General features: G+C 38.2%; 24 protein-coding genes and 2 pseudogenes. 13 read left to right on the top strand and 13 right to left on the bottom strand.

What is annotated here, in order from left to right:
- Positions 1–109: 109 nt before the first annotated feature.
- Entirely contained in the window at positions 110–1,426 is a 1,317-nt protein-coding gene (locus FHS59_RS00985; protein WP_184492549.1) for a pyridoxal phosphate-dependent aminotransferase, read from the bottom strand.
- A gap of 249 nt (positions 1,427–1,675) precedes the next feature.
- On the opposite strand from FHS59_RS00985, the gene FHS59_RS00980 reads away from it, so the two are divergent.
- Complete coding sequence (locus FHS59_RS00980; RefSeq protein WP_221444423.1) at positions 1,676–2,914, top strand: metallophosphoesterase; 1,239 nt, start codon at positions 1,676–1,678, stop codon at positions 2,912–2,914.
- 60 nt (positions 2,915–2,974) lie between these two features.
- Here FHS59_RS00980 and FHS59_RS00975 read toward each other — a convergent pair whose 3' ends face one another.
- Both FHS59_RS00975 and FHS59_RS00970 read right to left on the bottom strand, forming a co-directional pair.
- Positions 2,975–3,253, bottom strand: coding sequence for a Txe/YoeB family addiction module toxin (locus FHS59_RS00975; protein ID WP_184492548.1), 279 nt, complete (start codon positions 3,251–3,253; stop codon positions 2,975–2,977).
- Positions 3,250–3,501: a type II toxin-antitoxin system Phd/YefM family antitoxin gene (locus tag FHS59_RS00970; protein ID WP_184492547.1), complete on the bottom strand. Its 252-nt coding sequence runs from the start codon at positions 3,499–3,501 to the stop codon at positions 3,250–3,252. Before FHS59_RS00970 ends, FHS59_RS00975 begins: the two co-directional genes overlap by 4 nt.
- A 207-nt stretch (positions 3,502–3,708) precedes the next feature.
- Here FHS59_RS00970 and FHS59_RS23115 point away from each other — a divergent pair, with 207 nt between their 5' ends.
- Complete coding sequence (locus FHS59_RS23115) at positions 3,709–3,963, top strand: metallophosphoesterase family protein (protein ID WP_221444422.1); 255 nt, start codon at positions 3,709–3,711, stop codon at positions 3,961–3,963.
- 100 nt (positions 3,964–4,063) lie between these two features.
- On the opposite strand, the gene FHS59_RS00960 is transcribed toward FHS59_RS23115, so the two are convergent.
- Positions 4,064–4,423, bottom strand: a complete 360-nt coding sequence (locus FHS59_RS00960; protein ID WP_184492546.1) for a helix-turn-helix domain-containing protein — start codon at positions 4,421–4,423, stop codon at positions 4,064–4,066.
- Between the two features lie 3 nt (positions 4,424–4,426).
- Positions 4,427–4,723, bottom strand: coding sequence for a type II toxin-antitoxin system HigB family toxin (locus FHS59_RS00955; protein WP_184492545.1), 297 nt, complete (start codon positions 4,721–4,723; stop codon positions 4,427–4,429).
- 159 nt (positions 4,724–4,882) lie between these two features.
- Between FHS59_RS00955 and FHS59_RS00950 the strand changes: the two are divergent.
- The 10 genes and pseudogenes from FHS59_RS00950 to FHS59_RS00905 all read left to right on the top strand — a co-directional run.
- Positions 4,883–5,182, top strand: a pseudogene (locus FHS59_RS00950) (metallophosphoesterase); the annotation flags it as partial.
- Between the two features lie 696 nt (positions 5,183–5,878).
- The gene (locus FHS59_RS00945) at positions 5,879–7,093 is read left to right on the top strand and encodes an ATP-binding protein (protein ID WP_184492544.1); all 1,215 of its coding nucleotides are present in this window, start codon (positions 5,879–5,881) and stop codon (positions 7,091–7,093) included.
- A gap of 7 nt (positions 7,094–7,100) precedes the next feature.
- Positions 7,101–7,391: pseudogene (locus tag FHS59_RS00940) on the top strand (metallophosphoesterase); the annotation flags it as partial.
- 419 nt (positions 7,392–7,810) lie between these two features.
- A complete protein-coding gene (locus tag FHS59_RS00935) occupies positions 7,811–8,725 on the top strand; it encodes an alpha/beta hydrolase (RefSeq protein WP_184492543.1) in 915 nt (304 codons plus the stop codon).
- A gap of 283 nt (positions 8,726–9,008) precedes the next feature.
- Complete coding sequence (locus tag FHS59_RS00930; protein WP_184492542.1) at positions 9,009–9,647, top strand: helix-turn-helix domain-containing protein; 639 nt, start codon at positions 9,009–9,011, stop codon at positions 9,645–9,647.
- A gap of 198 nt (positions 9,648–9,845) precedes the next feature.
- Complete coding sequence (locus FHS59_RS00925; protein WP_184492541.1) at positions 9,846–10,736, top strand: ABC transporter ATP-binding protein; 891 nt, start codon at positions 9,846–9,848, stop codon at positions 10,734–10,736.
- A complete protein-coding gene (locus tag FHS59_RS00920) occupies positions 10,729–14,226 on the top strand; it encodes a M1 family aminopeptidase (RefSeq protein WP_184492540.1) in 3,498 nt (1,165 codons plus the stop codon). The genes FHS59_RS00925 and FHS59_RS00920 overlap by 8 nt, the downstream gene beginning before the upstream one ends.
- 191 nt (positions 14,227–14,417) lie before the next feature.
- On the top strand, positions 14,418–14,912 hold the full coding sequence (locus FHS59_RS00915) for a MepB family protein (protein ID WP_184492539.1): 495 nt from the start codon (positions 14,418–14,420) through the stop codon (positions 14,910–14,912).
- Between the two features lie 77 nt (positions 14,913–14,989).
- On the top strand, positions 14,990–15,457 hold the full coding sequence (locus tag FHS59_RS00910; RefSeq protein ID WP_184492538.1) for a DinB family protein: 468 nt from the start codon (positions 14,990–14,992) through the stop codon (positions 15,455–15,457).
- A gap of 308 nt (positions 15,458–15,765) precedes the next feature.
- Positions 15,766–16,209 (top strand): GNAT family N-acetyltransferase, encoded by a 444-nt coding sequence (locus FHS59_RS00905; protein WP_184492537.1) that lies wholly within the window; start codon positions 15,766–15,768, stop codon positions 16,207–16,209.
- Positions 16,210–16,376: 167 nt separating this feature from the next.
- Here FHS59_RS00905 and FHS59_RS00900 read toward each other — a convergent pair whose 3' ends face one another.
- From FHS59_RS00900 to FHS59_RS00865, 8 genes are all read right to left on the bottom strand, one after another.
- Entirely contained in the window at positions 16,377–16,763 is a 387-nt protein-coding gene (locus tag FHS59_RS00900) for a helix-turn-helix domain-containing protein (RefSeq protein ID WP_184492536.1), read from the bottom strand.
- Between the two features lie 90 nt (positions 16,764–16,853).
- Positions 16,854–17,036, bottom strand: a complete 183-nt coding sequence (locus FHS59_RS00895; RefSeq protein ID WP_184492535.1) for a type II toxin-antitoxin system HicA family toxin — start codon at positions 17,034–17,036, stop codon at positions 16,854–16,856.
- 447 nt (positions 17,037–17,483) lie between these two features.
- Complete coding sequence (locus tag FHS59_RS00890; RefSeq protein ID WP_184492534.1) at positions 17,484–18,197, bottom strand: hypothetical protein; 714 nt, start codon at positions 18,195–18,197, stop codon at positions 17,484–17,486.
- Positions 18,198–18,213: 16 nt separating this feature from the next.
- Positions 18,214–19,173 carry a DUF4238 domain-containing protein gene (locus FHS59_RS00885; protein WP_184492533.1) on the bottom strand — a complete coding sequence of 320 codons (960 nt, stop codon included), beginning with the start codon at positions 19,171–19,173 and terminating at the stop codon, positions 18,214–18,216.
- 11 nt (positions 19,174–19,184) lie between these two features.
- Positions 19,185–20,096 (bottom strand): restriction endonuclease, encoded by a 912-nt coding sequence (locus FHS59_RS00880; protein ID WP_184492532.1) that lies wholly within the window; start codon positions 20,094–20,096, stop codon positions 19,185–19,187.
- Positions 20,097–20,124: 28 nt separating this feature from the next.
- A complete protein-coding gene (locus FHS59_RS00875) occupies positions 20,125–21,279 on the bottom strand; it encodes a putative phage abortive infection protein (protein WP_184492531.1) in 1,155 nt (384 codons plus the stop codon).
- A gap of 38 nt (positions 21,280–21,317) precedes the next feature.
- Positions 21,318–25,229 carry a class I SAM-dependent DNA methyltransferase gene (locus tag FHS59_RS00870; RefSeq protein ID WP_184492530.1) on the bottom strand — a complete coding sequence of 1,304 codons (3,912 nt, stop codon included), beginning with the start codon at positions 25,227–25,229 and terminating at the stop codon, positions 21,318–21,320.
- A gap of 164 nt (positions 25,230–25,393) precedes the next feature.
- Complete coding sequence (locus tag FHS59_RS00865) at positions 25,394–25,798, bottom strand: helix-turn-helix domain-containing protein (protein WP_184492529.1); 405 nt, start codon at positions 25,796–25,798, stop codon at positions 25,394–25,396.
- Positions 25,799–25,942: 144 nt separating this feature from the next.
- Here FHS59_RS00865 and FHS59_RS00860 point away from each other — a divergent pair, with 144 nt between their 5' ends.
- Positions 25,943–26,095: a hypothetical protein gene (locus FHS59_RS00860; protein WP_184492528.1), complete on the top strand. Its 153-nt coding sequence runs from the start codon at positions 25,943–25,945 to the stop codon at positions 26,093–26,095.
- Positions 26,096–26,306: the final 211 nt, after the last annotated feature.

The following is a 26,306-nucleotide window of genomic DNA, read 5'->3' as shown; positions in this document are numbered from 1 at the left end:
CTGAAATTGAGATTGTTATCTGCGACTGAATACTGAGCTGCCTACCGCGACTGAATACTGAGACTGCTCACTGAGACTGCCTACTGAGACTACTCACTGCGACTACCTTCTAAACAACGACTTCCGACTTCAAATACTCCCCAATCGCCTTACCCAATCTTCTGAAGGTATTTTTAAAGACTTCTTCGTTTTCTTCCAAAAGTGTCACGCGGAAACCACGGAGATCTGAACAGAAGGAAGATATCGGCACCACGCATATTTGTTCTGCTGCCAGCAAATTGTAAACAAATCGCTTATCCAAAGGCATGTTATTTTCTTCCAACCAAGAATCTAGAAGGCTTTGAAGTTTTTCATCTTCAATCGGTAAGGACTGCCCTTCTTTAAGCACTCCTTCATCAAACACGATCGTATTGTAAAATGCTCCCTGGGTTGGGTTGAATTTAATCCCTGGAATATCTCCCAAAATCTCCCGCATCCAATCGCTTCGCTTGCCGATTTGCGCATTTGCCTCTTCTCTGTATTTGAAATAGGCAGGATGTTTCATGATTTTCGGAATAGCCAACTGAGGTAAAATAGTCGAACAAACCTCGATCATTTTCGCATTTTCCAATGTTTGACAAAGCTTGGAAAATTCTTTTGAGGACTCTCGATTGTAGAACTCCATCCAGCCGCATCGCGCACCTGGCCAAGGGAATTCCTTGGAAATCCCTTTCAAAGAAATCGCAGGCCTATCTCCGATTACCTCAGAAAGCGGCACAGCAGTAATGCCATTATAAGTGATGTTTTGATAAATCTCATCCGTGATCAACAGGAGATTAAACTCCTCAGCGATCTTGACAAAAGCTTCCAACACTTCTTTTGGATAAACCATGCCGGTAGGGTTGTCCGGATTAATAATCAAAATACCAACGATAGAAGGGTTATAGCGCACTTTCAAATACAAGTCCTCCATATCCGGAAGCCATTGATTGTCCGGGTCCAACTTATAGGTAATCGGAGCAGCATTGGCATGGGCCGCCTCGGCGGAGCTATGCGTACTATAGGCTGGTGATGGGCCGATAATTCTGGCAGTAGGAATCAAAAACTGATATAGTTTTGCAATTGCATCACCGAGTCCATTAAAAAAGAGAATATCCTCCGCACTGATTTGGGTTCCTCCCCTTTCATTATTAAGATCAGCAAGAAATTTCCGTGTTTCCAACACCCCTTTGGAATCCGCATAGCCATAAGTTTTGTCCTCTTTCAATAAATCGGCAATAATCTCTTTCATCCAATCAGGCACATGATTGCTCTTTTGGATCGGATCACCGATATTTTCCCAGGTCATAGAATAACCTAGAGCTTCAATTTGTCGGGCTTTTTTGACGATCCCACGGATTTCATAGGATAATTCTTCTGCTCCGGGTCTGAGGAGTAACTGTCTCATAGTGTAATAGGCTTGATGCGGAATAAATCCGCTACAAAGAAACGAAAAAGGGAAAGAAAATTGCCTAATCAGGAAAAAGAAGAAATTATCAAAAAGTAAAATTCGTCAAGCACACATTCACTCTTTCTGGAATAAACACATTTTTGAAAACATAAAAACTTGCAACTTACTCAACCTAAGGAGTAATTTACCACGTACAAGTTGTCTCATGGTTTCTTATTCCTATTTAGGAGATAAAGAAACTATAGATTGAACCTACTCACATTTTCTGTTTTGGTACGAATTCTTCTTTTCCTCCTCTTTTTCTTCCTGATCGATTGGTATTCCTTTCAAGCTTTCAAAACCGGGCTTCCTGCCCAAAGCTGGATAAAACTCGTTTATTGGGCATTTTCCATTTTCATTTACCTCTTTGTGGTATATGGATTTCTGACTTTCAACAGAAGCAATCTCAGCCTGAATTTTGGTAGATTAATCTCCCTGATAGTGCTCTCTCTGATCCCAAAACTGATCCTATTGGGATTTATGTTTGGGGAGGATTTTCTGAGATTTTTTACCGGAATCTATCAATCAGTATCAGGAAGCCGGGAAGGTGACTTCTTGCCAGACCGAAGAAAATTCATCAGCCAAACTGCCCTAATTGTATCTTCTATCCCCTTTTTAGGGATTTTGCATGGTGTTTTGGTGGGTAAATACCGCTATCGGGTTGTGAACCATACCCTGGAATTTGATGACTTACCGCAGGAGTTTGACGGATTTACCATCACCCAGATCTCGGACATCCATTCAGGTAGCTTTGACAACAAGAAAAAGCTGGAGTATGGCGTGGAACTGATCAACAAACAAAATTCAGATGTGATCCTTTTCACAGGGGACTTGGTAAACAATCATTCTGGGGAAATGGAGCCTTGGATAGACACTTTTAAGAAGCTGAAAGCTCCCATGGGCAAATATTCCATTTTAGGAAACCATGATTATGGAGACTATATGTCTTGGCCTAGCAAGGAAGCCAAAGAGGCAAATATGCAGCGACTCTATGAAATTCAGGGGGAATTAGGTTTTCAGCTTTTAAAAAACGAAAACGTGAAGCTTAAAAAAAATGGAGCCCATATCGATTTGATCGGAGTGGAAAATTGGGGAAAGGGATTTGGGCAATATGGAGACCTGAAGAAAGCTGCTTCAAATCTCAGCGATCAGAGTTTTAAAATTCTGATGAGTCATGATCCTTCCCATTTTGACGAGCAGGTGAAAAACTTCTCCCAGTTCATCCATCTTACGCTAAGTGGTCATACCCATGGGATGCAGTTTGGGATAGAGATCCCTGGCTTTATCAAATGGAGTCCGGCTTCCCTTCGCTACCCGAAATGGGCTGGAATGTATGAGGAACTCGGACGCTACCTGCATGTCAACAGAGGATTTGGATTTTTGGCCTTTCCGGGTAGAGTTGGGATATGGCCTGAGATTACGGTAATTAAGTTGAAGAGGAGGTAGTTTGTAAGTCAGAAAGCTAAAGTGGAAAGTTAGAAAAAAACAAACAGTAGAAAATGCGCTTTATTTATCGTCATAATGGCCATAAGCACCTAAAACCGTCACTACAATCTTTGCACCGTCTATTAAGTAAACAAGCCTGTGCTTTTTGTCGATCCTTCTCGACCAGGTGTTCTGCTGGTAGTATTTAAGTTTCTCGGGTTTACCTGTGCCTGTTTCGGGGTGTACTTTAAGTTCTTGGAATAATGCGAACAGCTTCTTTACTAGAATTTTGTTGCCAGTTTTCTTTAGTTTCTCAATATCTTCTAATGCTTCTGAGGTGAAAACAATCTCAAAATTCATATTCCAAGAAGTTCCTTTAATTGATCGTCAGTTAACTTTACCGTTTTACCTTCATTGTAGGACTGAATGCTTTTTGATATTCGCTCTTGAATTGCAGGATCATCAAAAAAGCGATCATTTTTCACATTGTTTGATAATTCATAAATTTTATCCTTGCCTCTCTGAATGATAACCCGCTCATTTTTATCAATCAAATCCAGGTATTTTTTGAGATTTTGGCGAAATTCTCTTGTACTTACTACAACCATGGTTTTTACTATTTGTGTACACAATATGATACACAAAGATAAGCATTAGGGTTCAAAAATCATCTTCAAAAACCGACATATTTGGCGTAGAAAATTGGGGGAAAGGGTTTTGGGCAATATGGAGACCTGAAGAAAGCTGCTTCAAATCTCAGCGATCAGAGTTTTAAAATTCTGATTAGTCATGATCCTTCCCATTTTGACGAGCAGGTGAAAAACTTCTCCCAGTTCATCCATCTTACGCTAAGTGGTTTTACCCATGGAATGCTGTTTGGGATTGAGATCCCTGGCTTTATCAAGTGGAGCCCGGCTTCCCTTCGCTATCCCAAATGGGCAGGAATGTATAAGGAACGGGGACGCTATCTTCATGTCAACAGAGGATTTGGATTTTTAGCATTTCCGGGGAAAGTTGGGATGTGGCCGGAAATTACAGTGCTGACCTTGAAAAGGAAGTCAGAAAGCTAAAGTGAAAAAAATTGAAAAACAGGGAAGTCTGTTTTTGACATTTTAAAGTATTCATTGGGACTTGAAATGCAAAAGAACCATTTAATAAATGGTCAGAATCTTAAACTCCAAGCACAATAGATGCTTCAATATCAAGCTTACGACTTATTTCTCTTGCAATTTTTAAAGTTGGCTCACTCTTCCCATTTAAATACTCGCTGATACGCGAAGTACTCACTCCCAAAAATTCTGATAAAGCTTTTTGAGTTAAACCACGTTCATTCATTCTCAATTTGATCGCTTCAGGTAGAGAAGGTGGCAAAACTGTAAAATGAGATTCTTCATAATCGGCAACCATATCCGAAAGTAGATTCAACTCCACAAAACCTTTCGCTTCTGGATTTTCAATATTATCAGCATCAGCAAGAAGTTCCTCGATCCTTCCCTGGATGGCTTTGTATTCTTTTTCTGATTTAATCATATCTCAAATGTTTTGGATGTCCTTGATTTTATCGTATTCGGCATGAGTTCCGATGAACCGGATATAAACTTTCTTTGCATTGAAGGAAATAATAGCAATCAACCGATAGGAGTTTCCTTTAATATTGAAGACAAATCGATGGTTCCCAACGTAATCTACCGAGTTGAAATCCTTTTTGATGTCATTTAGAGATCCCCATTCTTTTTTGCTAGTCACAGTGTACCAAAAGCGAAGCGGAGTATCTGCATCGGCATGTTTCTCTGAAAACTCCTGAATCCGCTTAAAAGTAACAATCCTCATTTCCTTGAGAAATTCTATTTTATAGAACAAAATTACGAATATTGTAATTCATTAGCTAATACAAAACTGGTCTTCAAGAGATTATTAAATGTGGTACAATTTGTCAATTAGGTACTCACTTGAATTTTAAGCTTAAACCAAGTCCCACACTACCGCAGCTTTAATATACTCATGAGTCATGATCCTTCCCATTTTTGCGAACAAGTGAAAAACTTCTCCCAGTTCATCCATCTGACGCTAAGTGGTCATACCCATGGGATGCAGTTTGGGATAGAGATTCCGGGCCTTATCAAGTGGAGTCCGGCTTCCCTTCGCTATCCTAAATGGGCTGGAATGTATGAGGAACTGGGACGCTACCTTCATGTCAACAGAGGATTTGGATTTTTAGCATTTCCGGGTAGAGTTGGGATATGGCCGGAGATTACGGTGCTGACGTTGAAAAGGAAGTCAGAAAGCTAAAAGCTAAAGCTTGCCTACCGGAGGTAGGTCTGAAGGCTAAAGTCTGCCTACCGGAGGAAGGAGAGAAAGCTGAAAAGATGTAGGAAGTTGGAAGTTGGCAGTCGCAGTGAACAGTCGCAGTCGGTGGTTGTCATCCGGAGGTGTGAGCCTTTCGAAATTTTCGGTTTTGTACTGCTTAGAACACCGTTAAGAAAATGACTTAGCTCGCGCGGTACAAGCGAGATCCAGTCATTTTTAGGGAAGAAAGGCAGTACAAAATTCCGCTGGTTTTCTGTTTAAAATGAATGAAAAACGGTATCAGCGGAAAGAAAATATCGAGGCTCAGGGCTTTTTGGTTACTTTTTGGCCGCCAAAAAGTGACAAAGCTAAAATCCCGAATCCGCTGTTCAGGTCCCGATAGCCATCGCGGATGAAATCCTGAACCTAGATCCTAGGATTTTTAATCCGGGATATTTGGAAAAAATGCGTGATTTTTAAGATTTCAAATCTCGAAGAGCTGGAAAGTTAACAGGATAGCTTTTGGGAGCACGCAATTGCGATACACCTTCTAATTTGAAGGCGCATACCTAATATTCATTATGTCCCTATTTTATTCTCCAGAATTTAAAATTAATTAAAAACCTTGTATTTAGAATACATGATATCTTGTATCATAAATACAAGGTATTATATTTGTATTGATTTACAGCGTTTTAAATGATACAAATAGGCCTACTAGCCCAAATAATCGAGGAGCAAAATCAGAATTTCCTCCAAAAAAAACTCATTGTAAGAGAGGAGGCTATCCCGCCACAGTCCAACCAAATCCTCGTGGTAAGTGGTGTGAGACGTTGCGGAAAAAGCATCTTGCTGCGCAAAAGCCTACCAAGTTCCGAAGCGGGGCTCTATCTGAACTTTGAGGACCCAAGGTTGGTGGATTTTGAGTCGTCTGATTTTCCCAAGTTGGAGCAATTGAGAGACCAATTTGGTAAGAACTCCATAGTCTTGGATGAAGTACAAAGCGTGGAAGGTTGGGAGATCTTTGCCCGATCTCTTCATGAGAAGGACCAAAAACTGTATATCACAGGCTCAAACGCCAGCATGCTCAGCCGAGAACTCGGTACTCGGCTGACAGGACGCTACAAGCAGATCGAACTCTTCCCGTTTAGTTATCAAGAGTTCTTGCTTTTCAAAAATGAATCCCCGGGTGAGGAAAGTTTTGAAAACTATTTCCTAACCGGTGGATTTCCTGAGTTTTTGCAAAACCAAGACCAAGATTACCTCAGGACTCTTTTCCGTGACATTCTTACTCGTGATGTGGCAGTACGCAGAAACATCAGCAACGAAACCGCCCTTATTCGATTGGGGGTATTCCTTTGCTCCAATGTGGGAAAGCCATTTAGCTATTCCCGATTGGGAAATTTACTCGAAATCAAGTCCGTACGTACGGTAATCGACTATTGTGACTACCTCGAAGAAAGTTATTTATTTGACTTGATCCCCATGTACTCGCCATCGATCAGAAAGCAGCTCGCCAATCCAAAAAAGGCTTTCTGCGTGGATCCTGCTTTGGCATCTGCAAATTCTCTTGCCTTCAGTAAAGATTTAGGCAGGAAGCTTGAGAATTATGTCTACCTCCATCTTCGCAGATCTTTCAAAGAAATCCAATATTTCCAAAATAAAGATTCTGAGTGTGACTTTGTGATCAAGTGGAATGAAGCAATCGTCGGAGCAATACAGGTATGTTGGGATCTAAATAGCGACAATCTCCAAAGGGAAATCCATGGGTTAAAAGCCGCATTATCCGAAACGCAAACTCCCAAAGGAGTTTTGCTAACCTGGAATCAGGAAGATGGACTAGATGGAATAGAAGTAATACCTGTTTGGAAGTGGATTCTACGTCCTGCAAAGGATTATTTTGAAATAGGCTAAGACTTTCTTGAGCAATCACTCCTATTCCCATTTTGACGAACAGGTGAAAAATTTCTCCCAATTCATCCATTTGACCTTAAGTGGTCATACCCATGGAATGCAGTTTGGGATAGAGATTCCGGGCTTTATCAAGTGGAGTCCGGCTTCCCTTCGCTACCCAAAATGGGCTGGACTTTATGAGGAACTGGGACGCTATCTTCATGTCAACAGAGGCTTTGGATTTTTAGCATTTCCGGGTAGGGTCGGGACATGGCCGGAGATTACGGTGCTGACCTTGAAAAGGAAGTCAGAAAGCTAAAAGCTAAAGCTTGCCTACCGGAGGTAGGTCTGAAAGCTGAAATGATGTAGGAAGTTGGAAGTTGGCAGTTTCAGTGAACAGTCGCAGTCGGAAGCTTGGTTTCCAAAGGGTGCTGGAAGGTAAGTCATAAGCCTGAAGCCTGCCAACCGGAGGTACGTCAGAAAGCTAAAAAAGTATTCGTTTTTCATTTGCTATGTTATAGTCCTGATAATCCGGCTAGCAAAAATGCTATCCATTTACTTGTTAATGGAGCCTATTTTCAATGAAAGAATCCAAAGCCTACTAGATGGGATCGCCGGATTTCTTAATTTGGTTTTCAAAACACCTAATACCCCTGCGGACAAATGCGATATAAACGCAATAGACTGGTCGAACTTGGGTATATACAAGTGGTGAGTGCAACTAAAATAAATTCTGATATGAAAAAAGCACTAATAACCTTAATTGTATTTGTTTGTCTTTGTTCAAATATATCCTTTTGTCAGACAGGTGAAAGTTATGAGGTAGTTGAATATAAAGAGATTTCTTATATGCCAAAGAGTTTATTTTCTAAAGATACACTTCGAACATTAAACTTGATGCTACCACTGAAAGACGACAAAATTCCACTTTTAATATGGATTGGCGGAGGAGCGTGGTCCTATGGTGATAAGAACCAAGAAATGGATTTGGCAAAAAAATTTGCTGCACAAGGTATAGCAGTTGCATGTATCGGACATAGATTAAGTCCAGCTATATGGCGAGATTCAACTTTGAATAAAGGGATTCAGCATCCAAAACATATACAAGATGTGGCAGCTTCCGTAAAATGGTTGTATGAAAAAGCTAATGAATATGGATATGATAGAGATAATTTTTTTATCGGTGGATATTCATCGGGCGGACATTTAGCCGCATTAATAAGTTTGGATAGCACATATTTAAATCAAGTTGGGCTTTCTAATAAAATATTCAAAGGAATAATTCCAATTTCAGGGACTTACGATATAGTCGATTATTACAATGTAATGCTAAATAGCGGTAGACCCGAACTTGCTGAGCTACATGTGGAAGCCGTTTTTGGCAAAGGAACTGAAAGCTTCAAACAAGCATCGCCCGTTTCATATCTTCAAAACTTGTCAAGACCTCTATTGCTGATTAGTGACAACAATATGTATAACTACTCAAAACTCTTTGAAGAGAAAATTAGGATGACAGAATTCAGAAATATGCAAGTTGTATATTCTTATGAATTATCACATGGTGGACTGTGGAGAAACCTATCTTTTGATGAACAAAGTATTTACCGACAAATCGTTATAAAGTTTATTGAAAAAAACTCAGAAAAGGGATAGCAACACACAACACTGTATAACAAATCTTAGCATCTTTCAGGATGCCACTCTAGTTATATTAAACTTTCTCTTCAAACCAAAAAAAATGAACAGTACCACTCGAAAAAGAATAGAAGTAATCGTACATGTGCTTTTTTGGGTATTCTTTTTTAGCGCGGTGAATGTTGATTGGAATTCTGATTGGTTTGATAAAACAATCCGAACAAATACGCCCTCCCCACTCTCTGTACTAATATTTCCCTTCATTTTTTATGCGCATTCCTTATGGGCTATTCCTAAATTTTTGAATAAGAGCAAATGGAAAACCTATATTTTTTCGTTCATTCTAATCTTTATTTTTCCGGAAGTAATTCGCTCAGGTCTCCTTGATTGGAATGACCCTGATATTTCGTTCTGGGAAGAATTCCGCAGCAGGGATAGTTTGGTTCTTGGACAACCCAGTGTGTTTTGGCTAGCGTTTACACTCTCAACTGCCTATCGCTTTACTAAAGATTGGTTTGTCAAGCAATATCACATAGAGCATTTGGGGAAACAACTGTCTGAACTCCTCAATAATAAGGGCCCCGTCATTCAGCCTTTAAATGAAGCTGAGGCATCTGATTTAAAGCAGAAGCTGGAAATATCTTTACGAGAGAATCAACTTTACCTGAACCAGGAACTTTCCCTTGCCGAATTGGCACAACAGATCGATACATCTGATAAAAAACTTTCCACGCTTCTCAATCAAAATTTGCGAACCAATTTTTATGATTACATCAATTCATTTCGCATAGCCACCTTCAAACAGGGCGTTTTAGAAGGAAAGCTGAGTAACCTTTCCATTGTTGGACTTGCTTTTCAGTGTGGATTCAAGTCCAAAAGTAGCTTTTATAGGGCGTTCAAAAAGGAAACCGGCATGTCTCCCTCCCAATTTATCAACTAGTATTCTATTCATTTCTGTCCCATGGATTTTTTGGGACGGGCTTCTCCTTTACAAATACGTCCCGCTGCTTCTATTGGGATAGATACAGCAGAGAAATACACCCATGTCTCGACTAAAATTGGGAATTTGGAGCTGTTCAAAACTCTCAAATAATTGCTTTGGAACTTGGACACTAACTACTGCCAAAGTCTATAAATCATGATGTTGTCTATTCAAAGTCTGACTAAAACCTATCCCAATGGCGTCAAAGCCCTGGATGAAATTACCCTTGACATTCGCCCGGGAATGTTTGGTCTCTTAGGGCCAAATGGTGCTGGCAAATCATCCCTGATGAGAACAATCGCTACGCTACAAAGACCCGACAAAGGGAACCTGAGTTTCAATGGTATTGATATCGGAAATGATCCCATAAGCCTACGGAAAATCCTGGGCTATTTGCCCCAGGAATTTGGAGTGTATCCAAAAGAAACAGCGGAAAATCTGTTGGATTATTTCGCAATCTTGAAAGGGTTATCCTCTCGGAAGGAGCGTAAAGCAAAAGTAGAAGAAGTGCTGCACCTCACCAATCTACTGGAGGTCCGAAATAAACATGTTAGTTCCTATTCAGGTGGTATGCGTCAACGTTTTGGTATTGCACAGCTGCTACTCAATGACCCTCGATTAATTATTGTGGATGAACCGACAGCAGGGTTAGACCCTGAAGAAAGAAACCGATTTCTTAATGTTTTACGTGCAATTGGGACTGAAAACATTGTTTTGTTTTCCACACACCTGGTAGAAGATGTGAAAGAGCTTTGCACGGATATGGCAATCATGAGACAAGGTAAAATTCACAAACATGCTACTCCCTCGGAAGCCATAAAAGAATTGGAATCAAAAGTCTGGACCAAAACTATTTCCTCCGCTGAACTTGAATTTTACAAAACCCGCTTCCACTATTTATCATCCTCTTTCAATGAAGATCATTCACTATCTGTCAGGATTTATTCCGAAGACAGACCAGATCAGACTTTTGTAAAAACAGAGAAAGTGACGCTGGAAGATGTGTATTTCAATTCTCTGGGACAGAAAGCTGAAGAATATGCTTAAGTCTATCTATGCCTACGAATTGAAAAGCCTGTTAAAGCAGCCTGCTACCTACTTCTATTTCCTGGTTTTCTTTGGGATTGCGCTATTATCCATTCTTGGAACCGGAGGCTTCTTTGATGGAATACCTGAAACAGATAAGCAACTGCGCCTGCTCAATTCTGCTCATGAAATCAACTTCATTTTTCAATACTTCAACAAGTTTTTCCTATTTCTACTACCGGCGATTATTGGGATGGTGATTTACAAGGACTATAGAAGTAATGTACATCCCATTCTTTACAGCTATCCCATCAAAAAATCAGATTACCTGCTTGGAAAGTTTCTCAGTTCACTGACCCTTGTTTTTTTAATAACTCTTTCTATAGGCATTGCTTTCCATCTGGGAGAATCGATCCTAGGTAAAGAGAACCCGATGATCGGGCCAACTACCTATTGGGGATACGCAAATGCTTATTTCATTGTCGTTTGGCCCAATATGCTTGCTTATGGCTTGCTGGTATTTGTTGTTGTGGCTTCACTCCGAAATATTTATGCAGGTTTTATCACCCTGATCTTGTTGTTTTTCTTTCAGGTTGCGATAGACAGCCTTTTTGAAGGTACACCAGTTCTTTTTGCTCTTCTCGATCCATTCGGACAAAATGCAGTGGCATATGAAACTCGGTTTTGGACGATTTCTGAACAAAACACACTGCAAATCCCCGTACTCGGACTAGTGCTTTGGAACAGACTGTTCTGGCTGATTCTGAGCTTTTCACTTTTTGGACTTTTCTACAAAAAATTCCAATTGGAGCAGGAGTCTTTTAGCCTGTTTCCGAATGTGGGTAAGAAAAAAACAGTCAAAAATAATTCAGCAAGGCCACTTCAACCAATACAGCCTCATACCAAAGTATCGACTGATTTCTCCTTCCCAATACAACTAAAGGCGATGCTACAACTTTCGGGTACCGATTTTAGGTTTATCGCAAAAAACCGGCTTTTCTACCTGCTCGCACTAGTCGGGTTATTTGCAATGATTTTTGCCATGAGCAGGGTCACCAATCTTGCGGATATGACATTCTTGCCCCTGACCCGGATTGTGCTTTCCGTGCCCATGTTTTTCTTTTCTACCCTTATCATGCTCTTGACTTTTATCTATGCAGGGATGTTGGTACATCGCTCTCGGATGACAAAAAGCAACCAACTTATTGATACGACTGCCACCAGCAGCTGGGTGCTTCTGGGTTCGAAAATACTGGCCTTGCTATATGTACAAATCCTTTTGTTATGTACGATGATGCTATGTGGAATTGGACTACAGCTTTACAATGGATACCATCATTTTGAATTGGATTTATACCTTTTTCAATTGTTTTTCATCAGCTTTCCTACGCTAATAATTTGGGCTGCACTTTCTTTATTTGTACATAACACAATTCCCAATTTGTACCTGGGTATTTTCCTTCTTCTCCTGATTTGGATTGCAAAAGACCAGATACCTCAACTCGGAATAGAAACTTACCTATTCAGATTCAATTCTGCCCCGCAAATCACTTACAGTGATTTAAATGGATTTGGCCATACTTTATTAGGCAATTTTATCCTCAACTTCTATTGGTTGGCTTTTTCAGCTCTACTGATTATAGTTACTTATCTTTTCTGGGAGCGTGGATATGTGTATTCGCTCAAGGAACGCTTTCAAAAGGCTTTTCATCAATTGAATAGGGGTATTTCTTTCTTCATGCTCTTGTTCATTGTTGTCTTTTTTTGCCTTGGATACATCATTTACAAAGAGGAAAACAACGATTTCAGTGCTGTTGCAAATAGTGATGAAATACTACGGGAATTCAGGTTCAATTTCGGGAAATACAAGTCCGCAGTTCAACCCAAAATAGTATCTGCCAAATTGAATATTGAGATTTTCCCGGAAAGTAATTCGTTCTTGGCATCAGGGCATTATCTCCTCATCAATAAGACGCCTGAGAGGATAGACACCTTAGTAATTAAGTCCGGCTATGACGAAATCACCCAACTCTCACTAAGCGTCCCATCTACAATTGTACAAAAAGATGAGAACATGCAATTTGAAGTGCATGCCTTGGAAAATCCCATGGAATCCGGAGATTCAATCCAGCTGCACTTTGAGATCAAAAACAAGCCCAACACACTTTTCTACCGAAATTCTACTGTCCTTCAGAATGGTACATTTCTTCGCACCGATATCCTTCTGCGTTTAGGATACTTCTTTGATAAGGAATACAGACAGCCAAAAGATAGTCTTTCCAAGTATTCAAATTTTTATTCTCCTGACGCTGATTTGGTAGCTATAGAAACGGTTATCAGCACCAACGGGTCACAAAGGGCCATCGCTCCTGGAACGCTGCTCAATCATTGGACAGAGAATAGCCGCAACTATTTTCATTATAAAACAGAACAAAAAGTCAAATTCGCTTTTGCCTTTAACTCGGGGCTCTTTTCAGTAAGCAAGTCAAACCACAAGGGTGTTAGTTTGGAAATTTATCATGATAAAGACCATACCTACAACCTGAAGGATATGGCAGACGGACTGAAGGCTTCACTTGATTATAATACTCAGTTTTTCGGGCCTTATCACTATGCCGAAATACGGACGGTCGAATTTCCGCTCACCGAAGGAACCTATGCCTCGGTGATGAGCAATGCCATTCCCACCTCTGAAGTGCGGTTTGTTCTGAGAAATGAGGATGCGATAAATAAAATTAATTTATCCTTTTATGTTCAGGCACATGAGCTCACCCACCAATGGTGGGGTAATCAGATCGTGCCAGCAGCTGCTCTCGGTGCGAAAATGCTAACAGAAAGTATTACCGAATATATCAGTTTGAGGATATATGAAAAAGAATTTGGACATGAGAAAGCGCTGCATTTTCTGAGTTTGCAACGCCAACGCTATTTAAAAGGAAGGACTAAGGATGGAGGTAAGGAAAGTCCATTAACTCTGGTCAGAACTGATCAGGAATACATCGCCTATGGAAAAGGAGCCATTGCATTTAATACGCTGCAATATTATGTGGGAGAAGAAAAACTAAATAAGGTTTTATATGATTTTTTATTGGAGTATAGATTTAGAACAGATCAATATCCAACTTCATTAGACTTAATAGCCTATTTAAAGAGTTCCCTTCCCCATCAGTTCCATTATATCATTTATGACATGATGGAAACGGTCACCTTTTACGACAATAAAATAAGTGATATTAAAGAGCTACCGAATAACCAGCTTGAGATAAGTTACTCCATGCAAAGAATGGATAGTAGCCCAGAAAATGAACAAGATGCAAGCGAAGTATTTCTCACATTCGGTCAATACGATGCTGATGGAAACCTGCTTCATCTTGAAAAGGTCAAAGCAAGGACAGGAGAAAACCGCACAACTTTTTACAAGAAGGAAGGTGCTACCAGTATTTTGCTTGACCCTTTCCTTCATTTTATTGAAATGAATATTGAGAATAATCGAAAGTATATAGTAAACTAAGATTAAGGCAAGCAAAGAACATGGTTTAAGTGTAATGGCAGCTGAATCCCAAAAATTCAATATTTTCGAAACGATCAATGTTTGTTGCGGACAAAAAGTAAAGTGGTTCTACTACCTCACTACGCTTATATTTGAGCGTTTTTAATGAGCAAACCCTAACAGAAAAATGAAAACCGAGAGAAATTGAGCTGATGGACAAAAACCTGAATCAAATTAAATCGGAAATTTACAATAACTGCTCACTTCAGATTTCGGACTTTGAAACGGAACCTGAAGGCAAAGAATACAATGCTTGTCGGTTTAAACTTAATGGACGGACTATTCTGAGTAGAAATGCCAAAATAACACCAAAAAAAGCAGGGCAATTTGTCACCTTCTGGAAACGGATTGGAAATGGTCCGATTGAACCTTTTGATGAAAATGACCGAATTGATTTTTACATTGTAATCGTCCGGACTGAAAATGAATTTGGACAATTTGTATTCCCGAGATCTGTACTGTTGGAAAAAGGAATACTATCCACAAAAAAGAAAGAAGGGAAACAGGCATTTAGGGTTTATCCGAGTTGGGATACCGTGCACAGTAAACAAGCTGAACGAACTCAAAAATGGCAACAGAAATATTTTTATCAAATAAATGATTCAACTGACTTACAGAAAGTAGCTGAATTATACTTTGAACAGTAAAACAAGCAAATAGCTTTTCGGACGCCGAGCCAAATGCCCCCGTCTATAATTTAAATCGAAATGCTGGCAAACATAGAATGACACAATCTGAACTCATTATTTTAAATTTTACCGAAATCAGGAGACGAAGCATCAAACTATGGAAAGGACTTCCGGAGAGCTATTATCATTGGAGACCTGACGATAAAGCAAAGTCCGCCATTGAAATGGTCAGACACGTTTTGGAAGCCGATTATGGATGGAATAAAATAATCAACAAGGAGAGTATGGCCGATTATCTATCTCCCTGGAAAAATCGACCATTCACCAGCCTTGCGGACGAAATAGAGTTTGCCGAACCCTATAGAAACACTTTTTTAGAAAGTGTGAAACAATTTTCGGATGCAGAATTAAGCGAAATAGAGATCATTCATCCCGGAAATGGAGAGAAGAAAATGCTTGGTAAATATTTATTAAGGATTGGGTATCATGAGTCTGTTCTCGCAGGTCAATTTCTTTCATACCTAAGAGCAATGAATATTAATCGCCCGGAGATCTGGGACTGAAGAGCTCAACAAAAAAAGCATACAGCTGATACAAGTGAACAGGCTAAACGAAAGAAAAACACTTTTAAAAAACTCCGGTCTCAACTGGCAGGAAATCAAATTTATTGCCCGAAAACCCATAGACAAACACTTTTCAGCGATTTGAAAAATGAACTATATGATTATCGGCAATGGAGCCCGTAGTTAAAAAATCAGTTTAGAAAGTTGCGGATAATCGTCCACCGACGGCAGTCCAGTGTCCACAGCATGTTGAAATATACTTAAAAACCTTTTTCCTTTTGCTACTGCTAAGAAAGCGGACATACATAATGAACTATAAGATAGATAAAATAGAGAAATCAGAATACCAAAATGTGGTGGACCTCTGGGAAGCTTCCGTTCGGGCTACCCACCACTTTCTAAAAGAAGAGGATATTGAATTTTTTAAACCTTTAATCTTAACGAGTTATTTGGATGCGGTTGAATTGAGATGCATCAGGAATAATGAGAAGGAAATTATTGGTTTTCTGGGAATTGCAGATCAAAATCTAGAAATGTTGTTTATTCACCCAGCCTATCGAGGAAAAAGAATAGGCAAAGCCCTGTTGGATTATTCGATAGAGCAATTGAAGGTGACAAAAGTGGATGTAAATGAACAGAATGAGCAGGCGGTAGGATTTTACAAGCACTGCGGATTTGAAGTGATCAACCGATCCGAGTTGGATCCCACCGGAAAACCTTACCCTATTTTACATATGGAGTTGAGAAAATGATGGCGGCAACCAACCAACTGGTCAGGCAGCTATCGAATACGTAATCCTGAATCAATTTTGTGGGATTTCCAATCCAAGTTATTATCAAAAGGACTTGATTTTTTAAGATTTTAAATCCAGTTTAGGTGATTAATAAAATAAAGCCCTCTAATTGAGGGCTTTTATTATTAAGCAATTATAATTGCTTTTTGTAGTTCTGAGGCCAATTCGTGTAGAGCATTTTCAATTTTTTTGGCTTGGTCTACAGAGGGATTTTTTGCACCTGAAACATATTGTCTCAGTAAGCCAGGATTCATTCCGGCATGTTCGGCTACATTTGAAATTTTTAGAAAGTCGAATTTTTGAAACAGTGCTGAGATATCAAATTGATACTCAAATTGTACTGTATTTGGTTCCACTTCTTCAAATTCCCACAAGAGGTTTTTCATTTTTTGTTCGAGTTCGGAAATACTTTCTGCCTGTTCAACGATCAGGTTTTCGTTGTATTCCATTCTTCCCCATAGTTCTTTACTATCTCCTCTTTCAATTGTAAGGGGGATTTTTACGATTTCCATGTACAATTCTGTTTTCGTTTAAGTAGTATGAATTAGATTTTAATTACTCCAATCGTAATTATTATATATAAATTCCGAAGCAGGAAAGGGCTATTTAAGCCCCGCTTGTTTCAGAATGGAATTTAAGGTTCCTGGCGGTACGTCTCCATTATGAATGGGGACGGTTACTTTACCCGACTTCTTCGGGTGTATGAGTTGTAAATGGCTTCCTTTCTGTTTTTTTTCTAACCAGCCATCCTCATGAAGTAACTTCAGTAACTCTTTAATTTTCATGAACTCAAAAGTAACAATTATGTTACTTTATTTCAAACAATTCAGTAACATTTTTGCTACTTAACTTTATAAGCTGGTCAGCCTACCCTCATTTGAGAATAAACTTTTTAGAATTTAATATTTGACAATATGGAGAATGATCAAGGAATCGCGTTCCTTGATCTAATTTTAAACGAAAACCAACAGATACAATGACATCAAAAATATAAATGCTACTGGTTAATCTGAAAAAAGCAATATGCAAAAAATGCATATTGCTTTTTTCGTCTAATTCACCAACTATAAAAATTTTCTTAATGCATCGTCATATAACAAATTGATCTCATTAAAAGAGTTTAACAAGTTGCTCCTTAGAAAGCCAAACGGTTTCTTATTTAAACTTTACCTCAATTTGGGAATGGCCGTCAGTCCCCTGAAATATTTTGATTTAGTTTATCTTATTTTTACTTACCTCAAAGTATTCGACTCCTGGTCAAAAAAGAAATCCGAATCAACTTTCTTTCTATACTTACCCATTCCTGCCTTGTGTAAAACAGGCTTATTTAGTTCCTCAATGGGTAAAATATACAATTCTGCTGGACTGGAAGGTTTGCCTCCTATTCCCAAAGCAATGAATACTGGATAGTTTTCCTGTCTTTCAAAGGCTTTATATCGCTCCAGCTGTTCATCATTCGCGAAGCGGATAAAATCTCCTTTGGGTTCAGATCTCCATTTGCATTCTACAGCAAAAGGAAAGGAGTCTCCCCGAAGTTTTAAGGAAAGCTGGATATCTGGCTGGGTGGTGGTATCAGCATAGCGACCTTCTACAAACTTATCTCCAGCCCAGTTTCTGATTGCAAAATACTTTTTATCAAACTTCTGGACTATAAACTTCTCGAAGTCCAAGCCTGCTTTTTGGTTCACATCAATCAGCTCCGATTCACTTTCTTCCTCTGATTCTTCCAATTCCTTTCGGATCTGCGCTATCGTAACATCAGCATTTTTCCCTTCGTTTTGCGCCACCTCCCGGATCAGTTTCTCTTCCTTTGGAGTCAAAATGCCATCTGCTTTCACGGCATTAATTACCTGACTCAAAGATTCAGCTTTTGGAGTTTTTAAAAGCATGGTAATTCCAGCAATCAATAGAATTCCACCGAGGATAATTAAGGAGATTGGTAACATTTTGGACATCAATAATTTATGAAGTTTGTAGAATTGATTCCTGAGTATTAATTATTGTTTCTAAATTGTCTGAAATAATTATTTTATTCACAAGAATAGATGAATTCATATTAATTATTTGAACTTCTGTATCCTGTACTTTTTCAGATATAAAATATTTTATTTTAGATTTTTTAGTATAAAAATTATCTAGGTTGCTATCTGAAAATTTCAAGCAATATTTGGAAGTTATTGGCAAAAAGTATGTAAATCCCTCCTTGAATTTTGTGTTTTCTATATTTCCATTACTTGAAATAGCAAACCCTGGATTGTCTGAGGTGATAAAATTGAATTTAGAATCGGACGAGTCTAAAAGAATAAATTGATAATCTAAAATTGCTTTCCTAAATTTCTCAATTGAATAAGAATGTGGATTTGCTTTATCAATAATTCCTTTTAGTTGAATACTTCTAATTATATTTTTATTAGATTTCATTTCATACATTTTTTTCTCTATTTCATAAATTAATAAAGCTTTAGGTAAGTGTCTAAACCTAATATCTTCTTTCAATTTATTTAGCATGTTTGTTTTAGCTTTTATGGAATTATTGCTAAAGTTATTTACTGAATTTTTTAAAAAATACGGATTTCTTTGTTTTAATTGAATAAGAAAATCTGACAAGAAGATCGAGTCTTCAAAACATAATTCTTTTAGGTCGATTAATTTATTTATAATTTTTCTATACCTATTTTCAGAGGAATGCAAAACATTTGATTCCACATGTAGATCGTCAAAATTATTTAAATCATATTCCAAAGGTTCATTTATTGTGTAAAAATCTATTTCATAACAAACTTGTCCGGGTTCTTTTGGTGGATTGTTTAATTTATTATATGTTTTTAATATTTCTAGGTTAGAACAATATAACTTTGAATCGTTTGCAAATTGTTTTAAGTAGCATTCTGGAACAAAGTGATGTTTTTTCGGTTTATTCATTTTTATTTGATCTATTCCTTACTCCCTAAAAAATAAACAGGATGCAATGGAAGCATGTTTTTCTGCTCATCAGTCATTTTTGGATAGTATTGAATCCAAAGTTCTACAAACCTTGAAAAATCGATCAACTCGATATGTTTATAGGCAGAAGTAGCCTCATGTTTGGCTGGGCTACTGAAATTTCCAGACGTAACAAAAATCCCAACATCAGTATTTCGTTTCATTGTGCCAGAGAGCTTTTGGATCTCATCTGAACTCACATTATTCTCTGGTCTATGCTTTACTTGTACAATAATTCTAGGGGAATTCACGCCCAAAGGATCTGTATAGGCAATTATGTCAATTCCTCCATCTCTACCTTTGGGAGCAACTAATGCAATATAATACCTCATAGATTTTAGAAGGACTGCAACTAAATCCTGGAATTCATAGGGGTTTTTGCGATTTATATAATCTCTGATTCCGTCCAAAGCACTGGATTCATACTGATCAAGTAAGGCTTCTTGCTTTTGGGAAATCTCATCGCTATCATCTATTTCTATATCCTGGGAAAGATCACTTTCCTTGTTCTGCTTATTTTTTGCATCCCATTCTCTGTATTTTTTTGTAGCAGTAGACAGGAGTTTTTCTGGACCTAGTTTCATAGCCTCTTCTCCTTCTTCAGTCAGAATCCATGTGCCACTTTGCTTTCGCATATAGCCTGCTTTCATACAGTCAATAGTGAAAAAATGCAAGATGCTTTCCCATCGGATATACCCTGTCTTTTCATATCGGAAATTCTCATATTCATCAAAAGTGAGCTGTTCTCTCAGCTTTTCGACTACTTCACTTCCTCTCATTTCACCGCCAGCTTCTTTTAGTATTTGAAAGGAAGCAAAAATGGTTTTCTCAGCTATTTCTTTGGATCTAGATTTTTTCTTCATTTGAATAAGTTTAATCAATTTTAAAGTTTTAATCTCCCAGCCATTCAAATAACCATTTCATTTTAGCATCAAGTTTTTCTTCTTTTGTACCTTTCTTTAATAATTCTATCTTAAATTTATCTGAAGGGAAAACACCGAAATCAGTTAGGTTAAATGGCAGATTTTTTATTAGTGCATAATCTAAAAAATAACTTATATAATTTCCGTCTTCACTTCTTAAATCAATGGTTGTGTCATTCCACCAAATTTTACCAGCGTAGAAGAATGAGTTATAATAAATTATCGCTTGCTCATAATTTGACAGTTGTGCTCTAACGATTTTGATATACTCATATTTATCGGGAACTCCCTTTAATTGCTTACTTGACACTACAAATTTTATCAGTTGATAAAGGTGTCTATAATAATGGCCAAGCCTAGATGCATGACCTTGAAAAGGGTAGAAATCAGTTGTTAGATAAATTGCCTCATTTAAACCTACTAATTCATTTAAGATTAAATTAATAGGTTCCTTAGCTTCTTCTGAAAATTCTTTATCAAATATTTTTTGATATTCTTTTATTTGAGTTCTACAATAAATATAAAAGGGGGTATGGATTGTGATTTTAGAAAAATCAGCAAAATTTAATTTTTCATTTACGCCATAATAGAAAAAGAAATAAGCTAACTCTATAATCTGTTCTTTAGTAATACTTAAGACATGATTGTTTTCTTTTTCATAAAAGTCCTTAGCGGAATCTACAACGTAATATAAGAATCTCAGTTCTTCAAACATTTTAACAAATGCATTCCTTTTTAAGTATTTATTCGATATTTCAATTTCATTTACATTTTCTCTATGCAATTTCAATAACTCATAGAATCTTGTTTCAAACCTTTGAAAATCTACATCTTCGCGATACAATTGATTTGCTCTGTATTGAACAATAAATGCAAGGAAAGTAGTTATGACAGCAAGGGCTGCAATTAATGGGTTAAAAACACCGTTTAATGTATCTCCAATCGTACCTGTTATCTGGAAAGAATCTTTTATAGAATCAAAATTATACGAATTTAATAGAAGTATAAATGGTATAGAAAAGAATAAAATAATTGTACCACTTATAATATAAATAATCTTAATTAAAAAATTTATTGTTTTTTTGTCAATTCGGGAAACAAAAGTCTTCTTTTGATTTTTCAAGGTGAATATTTGTTAAGGATTATTTTAATTCTATTACACTATTTGCCTTCCACTATCCCAATCTCCTCCTCACTCAATCCATACATCTCATAAACCAATTGATTGATTTGGTTTTCGAGAGCTATAGTATCTGAATAACAACTAATTTGATTTTCAATTAGTACTTGTTCCGCCAATTTTGACAATTCTTTAATTGGTTCAATGATTGGAATTGTTTCTACATACGCTTTGGACATTGAAAAATAGCCGCCTCTCATCTTCGAGACAATAGATCCAAAATAAAATTTTGCAAGCTTTGAATTTAGTAATGCTAATAATCCTACATCATGTATTGGTATGAAAAAGGTAGTTTTGTTTAGGTGAATTCCTTCTGGCACAAGAGTAAATTGGTTGTCTAAGGATGTTTCAGGCCACACAATTTTTACTTTTTCAAACTCATCATAATAATCACAAGCCCTTAATTCCCACCAAAAATCTCCTTGATCCGTTCGTTTTTTAGCTGCCTTTTCAAACGGTTTCAAATGATTGGCAATAGCAGGATAAGTATTTTGTATCCAATTCCAAGCAGGATCGTAATCCATATAGCCATATCTTGGAGGTTCATTTACCTGATGAATTTTATTTGGATCATTTTCAGGCAGGTTACTTTTGATAGTAAACCCTTTTGAAAACAAAATTAGATACTTTTCAGCTTTAGTAGATTGATATCTTTTTATTTCCCTTCCTGCTAAAAATGGCTTAATCACCTCTGCACTTCTCGGTTCTTCGGAGATCAGTTTATCTTTCGTTTCTTGGTCGATTACAAAGGCTCCATTTAGCCCAGTTAATACACCTCGATAGATTTTCCCATCCACATACTCAGAAAGAGGAACGCCTTGGGATTTTAGCTTTAGAAGTAACTGTTGCGCTTTGCTATCGGTCAAAGTCCAACCATCATCTGAAAGCCCTTGAGTAAGCACTTCGATTCGGTTTTCAGCTAAATAGCTTTCCATTCCCAGCGGAAAATCCAAGGTGTCTACGTTTACAGCTGTGAATTTTTCGGAAGGACTTGTTTTGCCTAACCCTATAATAAGTGGGTAAGTAGTAGCTTCTTCAAATACTTGCAAATCCCCAAAGTCAAGCAATTCATGAAGATTGAAAGTCTTGACATAATTTCTTAGCGCTTTTCCATATCCAGCCCTCATCCATTTATTTGGAATGATAAAGACAAAATTGCCTGACTTCTTCAGCAAATTCATACTCAGCTCTACAAAATAGACATAGAGATCTGCTGTGCCTGAATAAGTTTGGAATCGTCCTTGGAGATAGGGTTTAAGGTTGGAAAATTCTTCCTGCCTGATATAAGGTGGATTCCCAATCACCACATCAAAACCCACAAAATCACCTTCATCATTCAGCACTTCAGGAAACTCAAAGCGCCATTCGAAAGCATTTTCATAGATCTGGTTGGCTTTGATTTCTTCGATTTCGGTTTCCAGTTTTTCCAATTCTTTGCTGACCTTATCGATTTTAGCAAGGCGAGCTTTTTTCTCTTTGGCAGACTCTTCGAATAGCCCTGTTTGCATGGTGAGGTTATAGAGTTCACCTCCCAGCTTGGCTTTCCGCTTGACCTTGGGATCATTATTTGCGATTTCGGAGCGGAAATCGGATTTGATCGCATTGATCAGGTTTTCCATTTCCCGTTTTTCCTCCTTGCTTTCGGCATTGCGATAGCGATCCACTGCGATCCTATAAGCATCTATGGAGAATTTACTTTTCTTCAAGGCCTGACTAAGATCTTCCTCCAAGCCAAACCGGGAAACCAAGGAATTCCCACATTTGATGTTGATATCGATGTTGGGCAGGGTTTCCAGTTCTCGCTGTGTTTTGAGGTTTTCCGAACCTCGAAGGTCTCTGTATTCATCTCGTACCTCATCCGAATCCGCATAGCATACAGGGGAACTATTGCCGGACAGGGTAGTTGTGTCTTTGTAATAGGCACTCTTCAAAAGCTCTATCCAAAGTCTTAATCGGCAGATTTTAACCGAGTTGGGATTGATATCTACTCCAAAAAGACAGTTTTCGATGATGGTCTGCTTCTCATGGAATAACGTTTCCTGGATTCGCTGGGATTCTTTGTTGGTGGGGTGGTATTCAAAGAGTTCCCCATCTTCATCTGTGACGATCAGTTCATCATTGACTACTTCTACCTGATATTCCTTCAGTCGTTTGCCTGATCTATCCTGCAAGATTTTCAGGTCGTTTTTGACCGCAATAATTTCATTGAGCGCAGAAACCAAAAAGTGACCTGAGCCTACTGCAGGATCACAAATTTTCAGGGAGTTGACTAGTTCGTTTGCCTCATTTCTATCGTCGATTTTGTCATAGAGCTCCTCCAGATTTTCCACTTCCCATCCTTTGGCTTCCTTAAATTTCTGAATGACTGCTTTTCGGATCGTTTCCCGGCACATATACATGGTAATAAAGCCAGGAGTGAAAAACGATCCGTCTTTGTAACCATTGATTTTCTCGAAGATCAAACCTAAAACAGAGGCATTGATCAGGGTTTTATTGTCCTCCTGAATTTCTTCCGAACCTTCACTGGCAAAATCATATGCATCCAGAAAACGGAATAAGTATTCCAAGGTGGTGAGTTCACCGGTTAGTTTTTTGCCTTGGGCATCTTTCAAAACCGTAGATAAAATGACCGGAATGGTTTTCTCATTTTTCAGGAAATTGACCATGATGGTCTTTTGTTCCATAGGAGTCGGTTCGAAAAGAGAAGAATTCAGATAAGGAACCTTGGCGAAAAGTGCCTTGACGTCCTCATTTCTATCTTCCGTTTTCTTCGCCAGAACTTGAAAAAAAAGCGAATTTAGATCATCCCAATCGTGGATATTCTTTTTACTGAGGAAAGCATAGGACTTGTCTCCTTTATGATAGGTGATTAACTGTGCCTCCAAAAGCTTGAGGAAAAGAACCCGATTGATCCAAGTAATACTCAGTTCTAATCCTACATTAAATAGACGTTCCTCAGCGGTATTTCCATATTGACTTGGCTTTTCCAGTTGGCTTATTTTATCCAGTGAATCCAATTGGATTATTGCGTCTTCAAGGATACTTCCAGTGTTGCGGCTTCCTTTGGCACTCCGTTCAATCAATTTTTTACCACCCTGCTTAGTTTCAGTAAGTCCGATGATATGCAGCAATTCGGAATAGAATCGCTTGTCCAGACTGTTACTATCATTGGCAAAAGGGAGTTTGAGCAGGTGTTCTGGAGAAAGGAGCTTGAATAGCGCAATTAATTTTGCATCATCTTTTTTATCCTGATTTCTCAGTGGCTTGTTGTAATCCCTGATATCAAAATAAGTAAAGGTGATTTGATCCTTTACTTTTTCGATGGCAGGTTCTGCGAGGTTTTTATAGAAAAAGTCGGTTTTGGTTTCAGCTAATCTTCCTGCCTCAAAATCCTCAAATTGCTTGACCAAGCCTTTATTCTGAGCAAAATGCCGATCAAATAGCTGAGCATCAAAGATAAACCACTCATGAATATTGGTGACTACCAAATGTTTGACTTCCAGATTTTTATGTGTGATCCGCTCTCTCAAATAATACAAAACCAACTCCTGAAAAGCCTTGAAGTTGATATTGGTTTTACTGAGCATTTCCGCCTTATTCGTTGGCTTTTTAGCCTCGATGATTACCCCAACGCTCGATTTGGCCTTATCCCCGGTATGAATAACCAGGTCATTTCTCCCTTTGGTATTGATAAAGTGGGAGGGATCGTAATAGGTTTTCTTCAGGAAATCAATGACCAAATTCTTGTGAAACTCCTCAGATTCAGACTCATTGATCCGGTCGATTAGTTGGATGAGATTGTCTTTAAAACTCTCAATAGCTGATCGATTGGGCTTAACCTTTAGAAATGCTTTGTTGAGGGACTGTTTGGGCTTAAGGAAATTATCAGACATTCAGGTAAGATCTTGCTAAAAAAACTCTCTACAAGATGCATTATTTCTGACTAAAAAGACAATTATAAGTAGTTGAGATTTCTAAAAAACCTTACTCTCTTTTACAATGAACAGAAAAAAGCCTTTCTGAGTCCCAGAAAGGCTATATGCTTAGGTAGGAATGCTTACTTCTCCAACATCCTTTTCATAATCTCCACCTTCTCTTGCTCCGATTCCAACAATCGCTCATAAAGCTTTTTATTCTCTTCTAAAGCTTCAAACCATTTTTCAAGCGGATTGATATTAAAAGTCGGGTAATAATTATACCCATTTGATTGGTCATTAAAAGTATTGGAAATAATATTTACTACCTGTTCTTCATCAAACATCTTAATCGCCTCCGCAGGAACTTTCAATATCTCAGCCACCTGTTTCAGCAATTCCTCCTCCACTTCTTCCTTTTGCTCCAGTAAACTGACTTTCTTCTGGGACCAGTCCTCCCCCAGCTCAAAAGCCAAGGCCTCCTGCTTGATGCCCATCATTTCCCTGAAACGCTTGATATTTCTGCCGTGGTGGATCTTCTCGTTCATAGTCTGCTAAGTGTATTGGGAAAAATAGGAAATTCTCTGTTAAGTCCTTTAACTAAATTATTCCATTTCTAGGAATGGAGCAAGGATATAGCCGGAATGATTAAAAAATCCTGACAGAATATGTCGTAAGGTTACCAAATTTTCATGGTATCGGTCATGCCTACGGCATTTTGGAAACCAATCAAAATCCATATTCCAGCCATTGAAATGGCTGGCAAGGTTATCGATCATGCCTACGGCATTGAAATGGAAAGCATCACTTGTACGGGTAACAAATCCCAAGTGAACGCTTCTTAAAAGATATCAATCCAGTCTATCTCACAAATCTAATTTAGGAGTCCCATAGGGACGACCCATCTCCTAGAATAAAAAACCAGAATCTTTTCAAAGTCCCAAAGGGACGGACGATAAAACTTATCGAATCCTGTCGGTTGCCTGTATTCATTTGTCTAAGTATGAATATTTTATTCCAAATCCCTTCTAAACTATCCATTTTCAGAATACCCTA

The sequence above is a fragment of the Algoriphagus iocasae genome (assembly GCF_014206875.1).
Taxonomy (GTDB): Bacteria; Bacteroidota; Bacteroidia; order Cytophagales; family Cyclobacteriaceae; genus Algoriphagus; species Algoriphagus iocasae.
This window is presented reverse-complemented; position numbering and strand designations above follow the sequence as displayed.